Origin of the sequence: Vibrio cincinnatiensis DSM 19608, assembly GCF_900167345.1 — a bacterium.
Lineage (GTDB): Bacteria > Pseudomonadota > Gammaproteobacteria > Enterobacterales > Vibrionaceae > Vibrio > Vibrio cincinnatiensis.
Genome location: NZ_FUXB01000035.1, coordinates 1 through 4,701, shown reverse-complemented (window position 1 = coordinate 4,701; position 4,701 = coordinate 1). Strand labels below are relative to the sequence as shown.

The 4,701-nt window shown below is 38.3% G+C and carries 6 protein-coding genes; all 6 read left to right on the top strand.

Annotated features, from left to right (window positions below; all coding sequences use genetic code 11):
* Window positions 1-124: 124 nt before the first annotated feature.
* The 6 genes from B5D54_RS16530 to B5D54_RS16505 all read left to right on the top strand — a co-directional run bounded on the left by B5D54_RS16530 (window position 125) and on the right by B5D54_RS16505 (window position 4,078).
* Complete coding sequence (locus B5D54_RS16530) at window positions 125-1,111, top strand: DUF3644 domain-containing protein (RefSeq protein ID WP_078927625.1); 987 nt, start codon at window positions 125-127, stop codon at window positions 1,109-1,111.
* A 177-nt stretch (window positions 1,112-1,288) separates the two neighbouring features.
* Window positions 1,289-1,459: a hypothetical protein gene (locus tag B5D54_RS16525; protein ID WP_001080654.1), complete on the top strand. Its 171-nt coding sequence runs from the start codon at window positions 1,289-1,291 to the stop codon at window positions 1,457-1,459.
* On the top strand, window positions 1,459-1,860 hold the full coding sequence (locus B5D54_RS16520; RefSeq protein WP_000351249.1) for a type II toxin-antitoxin system death-on-curing family toxin: 402 nt from the start codon (window positions 1,459-1,461) through the stop codon (window positions 1,858-1,860). The genes B5D54_RS16525 and B5D54_RS16520 overlap by 1 nt, the downstream gene beginning before the upstream one ends.
* A 156-nt stretch (window positions 1,861-2,016) precedes the next feature.
* On the top strand, window positions 2,017-2,613 hold the full coding sequence (locus tag B5D54_RS16515) for a glutathione S-transferase family protein (RefSeq protein ID WP_078927624.1): 597 nt from the start codon (window positions 2,017-2,019) through the stop codon (window positions 2,611-2,613).
* A gap of 154 nt (window positions 2,614-2,767) precedes the next feature.
* A complete protein-coding gene (gene def, locus B5D54_RS16510) occupies window positions 2,768-3,283 on the top strand; it encodes a peptide deformylase (RefSeq protein WP_078927623.1) in 516 nt (171 codons plus the stop codon).
* A gap of 135 nt (window positions 3,284-3,418) precedes the next feature.
* The gene (locus tag B5D54_RS16505; RefSeq protein ID WP_038970004.1) at window positions 3,419-4,078 is read left to right on the top strand and encodes a DUF4760 domain-containing protein; all 660 of its coding nucleotides are present in this window, start codon (window positions 3,419-3,421) and stop codon (window positions 4,076-4,078) included.
* Window positions 4,079-4,701: the final 623 nt, after the last annotated feature.

Here is a 4,701-nt window from a genome sequence, read left to right as displayed (position 1 = left end):
GAAATAGGAAGCACTCAGCGTTGGGCTACGTGAGTCCCGTCGAGTTCGAAAGTGTGTAGTTATGTTGTGTCCACTTTTCGTGGGGTACACTAGTGTCTGTGTGTGAGCTACTCAAGGAGGTTAAATGGAAAAGAGAAATAGAAAAGTTGGATCGATCAAGGTAGAGCTCCTGACAAAATCTAGAGAATCAATGCTTGCCGCGGTACAAATATTCAACAATCCAAATGTGCAATTTAAATCTGAGAGTTTTATTGTTCTATCAAACATCGCTTGGACTTATTTACTTCATGCATATTACCGTTCGAAGAATATTGAATATCGATATTATGATAAACGTGGACAAAAAAAGATGTATCATAAAACAAAAAAGGGAGCATTTAAGTATTGGGAGTTGGAACGATGTTTGGATGATAAGTTATGCCCAATTGATAAAGTTGCAAAGTCAAATTTAAAATTTCTAATTGGTCTTCGTCATGAGATAGAACATCAAATGACGACTCGAATAGACGATTATTTAAGTGCTAGATTCCAAGCGTGTTGCTTAAATTACAACGAATATGTGAAATCACTATTCGAAGATAAACTAGGTATCGATAAGCATCTTTCATTCTCCTTACAGTTCTCATCAATTAAAGAAGAACACGTTAATCAACTGAGAAAATTCACGGATCTTCCTGAGCATATATCTGCTTACATAAATGCTTTTGACACCGATTTACCTCAAAATGAATATAATGACCTCAGGTATTCATATAGGGTTTTATATGTCCCCAAATCAGTTAATCACAAAGGTCAAGCAGATAAAGTTATCGAGTTTATTCCAGCAAATTCACCTGAAGCAGAAAAACTAAATAAAGAGTATGTTCTCATCAAAGAGAAAGAAAAACAGAAGTACCTACCTAATGAAATAGTTAAAGTTGTTAACGATATGGGGTATAAGAAATTCAAGATTCACCATCATGTAGATTTGTGGAAGTCTAAGAATGCAAAAGATAAAGCAAAGAATTTTGGAGTTCAGGTTTCCAAATCATGGTACTGGTACGATACATGGCTAAATGAGGTTAAAGCACATTGTGCAGAAAATTCAATAAAATATGGGAAAAACACATAACAAACGCTTTAAGAGGGACAGCCAACGCGCGGCATTTTTACTATGCGTTGGTTTTTGTGGTTACGGTGTCATGCGGAAAGTTAGTAGTAGCGTTGGCTGCCCCTTAAGCGGGCGTTATGTTTTTTATCACGTTTTGGGGCTATAATCGGTCAAACCTTTATTGATAGTAGGTGTGATATGAATCGAAAAGTTGAAGCTTACGGCGTTGATGCTGTTGAAAGACCGAAAATTAAGGCTAGCAAAAAGCTTGATTTGACTGGTGATGCTGGTCGTCAAATTGTGAAGTCTGAAACAAAACTTGCTTTGCGTACCCATCAGAAGACATTCACTAAATTGGCTGATATGTAATGGATATCATCTGTTTTCCTTTTGAACGAGTGATCGAAATTAATGCTTTCATCCTAAAAACAGAACCAGGAATGAAAGGGGCAGTTGATATTCCTAAGCTTCAAGGGGCGCTAGGTCGAATCGATAATGCGATCGTTTATGAAGGACTGGATGATGTTTTCGAAATCGCAGCTAAATACACTGCTTGTATAGCGGTTTCACATGCGCTACCAGATGCCAACAAACGCACAGGTTTGGCTGTGGCACTTGAATATTTATCACTTAACGATTTTGAGCTTACGCAGGAAAACGATTTACTTGCGGATGCAGTTCGAGATCTTGTTATCGGCATTATCAACGAAACAGATTTTGCCGACATTCTCTACGCACAATACGCAAAAGAACAAAATTCAGTTCTCTAAACATAACAAGGCGTTAAAGAGGGATTCGCAACGCGTAGCATTTTCATTATGCATTGATTTTATTGGTTTTTAGTGCAATGCGGTGAGTTGGTAGTTGCGTTGCTCACCCCTTAACGCGGCGTTATGTGTTTTTGAGCATACAAAAGGAGATTTGTAGTGAAGGTTTATGGAGATATCCAATCTGGTAACTGTTACAAGGTTAAGCTTTTGCTTTCTTTTTTGGGCATTGAGCATGAGTGGTGTGACGTTAATATTTTAAAAGGTGATACAAAAACGGCTGAGTTTTTATCAATTAACCCAAACGGTAAAATACCGGTTGTTGTTTTGGATGATGGCCGCTGTTTGTCAGAATCGAACGCAATTCTTGGTTATTTTGCGGATGGGACGGCGTTGATCCCTAGTGATAAATATGAAAAGGCTAAAATGTACGAGTGGTTGTTCTTTGAACAATACAGCCATGAGCCATTTATCGCTGTGGCACGTTTTATCCAAAAATATCAAGGTATGCCAGATTCCAGGTTGGAAGAGTATTATTCTTTACAACCTGGTGGTAATAAAGCTTTATCAATAATGGACAGTCGATTGGCTGAAACAGATTATCTTGTTGGTTGCCAATTAACGATCGCTGATATTGCTCTGTACGCTTATACACATGTTGCTGACGAAGGTGGTTTTAATTTATCTCATTATCCCAATATCCAATCGTGGTGCGAAAGGATCAAAGGACAAAAAAATTACGTTGGTATGATTTAAGCCAACACATAACAAAGCGTTCAAGAGGGATTCGCAACGTGTAGCATTTTCGTTATGCGTTGATTTTATTAGTTTTTAGTGCAATGCGATGAGTTTGTGGCTGCGTTGCTCACCCCTTAACGCGGCGTTATGTGCTTAAAATATAAAGGTGAATATGGCAGTTTTAGAAATTCTTACAGCACCAGATCCAAGGCTTAAGATTACAGCAGAGAAAGTGCAGGATATTGAATCGGTTCAGAAATTAATCGATGATATGTTGGAAACCCTATATTCAACTGATAATGGTATAGGTCTAGCTTCAGTTCAAGTGGGTCGTAAAGAAGCGGTTGTTATTATTGATCTTTCAGATAATCGAGATCAGCCATTGATATTGATTAATCCTGAAGTAGTGAGTGGTAGCAATAAAGCTTTAGGTCAAGAGGGGTGTCTTTCAGTTCCAGATTATTATGCTGAGGTGGAACGTTATACATCAGTTGTGGTATCGGCGTTAGATCGAACAGGTCAGAAAATCACGATCGAAAGTGATGATTTTCTGGCTATCGTTATGCAGCATGAAATTGACCATCTTTCTGGTAATTTATTCATTGATTATCTTTCACCGTTAAAGCGTCAAATGGCGATGAAAAAGGTGAAAAAGTACGTCAAATCGCACTCTCAACCACGCACATAACAAACGGTTAAAGAGGGATTCGCAACGCGTGGCATTTTTGTTTTGCGTTGATTTCAGTGGTTACGGTATTGTGCGGTGAGTTGGTAGTTGTGTTGCTCACCCCTTAACCAGGCGTTATGACGCACGAGGAAATTTATGATATCGAGAGTTTTAATTTTATTGCTGTTTGTTCTACTTGGCTTTGCGCTAGGGTTGTTGTTTAGCGATTTGTTAGAGTGGGAGAAATTTATTGGTGCAATAGCTATTAGTGTTTCTGCCCTATGTGCCACAGTAATTGCTACTGCAAATATAAAGCAGTCGCGTAAGCATGAAACTATAAAAAGAACGATGGATGCTATCAATAATAAACCTCAACAAAGTAAAGAGCTTGGGGTTTTACGTAATAGGATGAACTCCATTATTTGCAAGAGCGAGCTTTGGGACAAACCTCTTACACATGAGCATCTGGCACCTGTAATTGCCAAGCTTAAGCTTGGTGAAAGTATCCTCGCTAGAGAATGGCTCATGTATCTCAAGAATTTGGCAATTGGTGTAGATGCGGGGCTATATGATAAGGAACTGATTGAGCAACATCTTGGTTACTTGCCCTTAAATGTGTGGCGTGATTTTTGGCCTATCGCTAAACATCAAGAAATACAACTCGCTATAGCTAATGATACGTTTCATTCATGTGCTTATAAAGAATATGAAGTCGTCGAAAATTGGGTAACTAAACTGGCAAATGGAACAGACATTACTCGTCAAAAGCCTGCAAAAGAATACAATGAAATTGACCATCTGTTAGAAGCGTCATAACAAGCAATTTAAGAGGGATTCACAACGCTTGGCATTTTTTCTTCTACCTCAAATTTAGTGTTTATGGCACAATGCGTTAGGTTGGGTGGAGGCGTTGTTCACCCCTTAATTGGGCGTTATGTAACCGTAGAGAAAAGACCACAATATATTGAAAGTTAAAGTGTTTTTATGGTTTCTTTACTTTGAATTTAGTTTCTACTTTGTATATTCGATACTTTCAACTGATTGTTTTAATTGGTTATTCATGCGGTTTTAAAGTCAGTTTTATTCATGTTGATTTGGTTTTCGTCTTTTTGTTCTTCGAGTTTTCAGTCTTTTCTCAATGGTAAAGTGAGTTTGCGATAAGTTTGGTGGCAGTCATTTTTTCTTTGAACTAGGGCTCGCAGTTTCTTCGTTGCCACGCAAATTCTACTGGGTTACTGCTAACTTTTCATGTAAGTTAAACGATATTTGGCAATGTTGTTCTTTGTAATGCTTTGAAATGATTAGTAAAGTTACATAACAAAGCATTCAAGAGGGACAATCAACGCGTGGCAGTTTTGGTTTGGATGAGCATTTGAGGTTAAGGCTGGCTAGTTTGAGCGCAGTTGTTCGCGTTGCTTGCCCCTTAATGCGGCGTTATG

Bases quoted from the DNA above. Each gene is read 5' to 3' on its own strand.
- B5D54_RS16525 (WP_001080654.1), top strand. From the start codon at position 1,289: ATGAATCGAAAAGTTGAAGCTTACGGCGTTGATGCTGTTGAAAGACCG.
- def (WP_078927623.1), top strand. From the start codon at position 2,768: ATGGCAGTTTTAGAAATTCTTACAGCACCAGATCCAAGGCTTAAGATT.
- B5D54_RS16505 (WP_038970004.1), top strand. From the start codon at position 3,419: ATGATATCGAGAGTTTTAATTTTATTGCTGTTTGTTCTACTTGGCTTT.
- B5D54_RS16520 (WP_000351249.1), top strand. From the start codon at position 1,459: ATGGATATCATCTGTTTTCCTTTTGAACGAGTGATCGAAATTAATGCT.
- B5D54_RS16530 (WP_078927625.1), top strand. From the start codon at position 125: ATGGAAAAGAGAAATAGAAAAGTTGGATCGATCAAGGTAGAGCTCCTG.